This is a genomic window from Vibrio sp. 1580 (assembly GCF_033340055.1).
Window position 1 is genome coordinate 1 of the sequence record NZ_JAWOVT010000777.1, and the last position, 510, is coordinate 510.

Below are 510 nucleotides of genomic sequence, written 5' to 3' on the forward strand. Positions count from 1 at the left end.
ATCCCCCAGCAGATAACGAACGACGGATTGCTCAAAACCATTATCCCAGCAATCGCTGTAATAACTGTGAGTACCTTTAATAGGGATGTTGGCGTTTTGCACCACTTGGTGCAGATACTGAACTTTAGACCAATGTTTAGTCATGGCATTTGCCTCTTCAATAGAGAGTAAAATTTTGCCACGGAACGATTTCTCGTGGCGCTGTTGCTGCGTTCTCAGTCAACAACGCCTATTGGATTCGGGGTTGTAACAACAGTGGATTAGGCATAGTGATCTCCTTTAGGCGAACTATAAAACGAATTGGCGCAGAGTGACAAACGCCAATCCCGATTATTCATTCGCCAAAAACATGTATAATTTTTATGCAAGCCATTCAAATAACAAGAGCTCAACATGAAAATTCAATCGCTTCTCCCTGTGCTATTACTCTGCGCCGCTTCTGCCAACGCGGCGAACAATATTCGTATCGAGTACATGCCCGCAGAAACAACTCATGACAAACTTGCCGAG

General features: G+C 44.1%; 1 pseudogene. It reads right to left on the bottom strand.

Annotation, left to right across the window (positions count from 1 at the left end):
• A pseudogene (locus R7093_RS28335) lies at positions 1-144 on the bottom strand (antibiotic acetyltransferase); the annotation flags it as partial.
• Positions 145-510 lie beyond the last annotated feature (366 nt).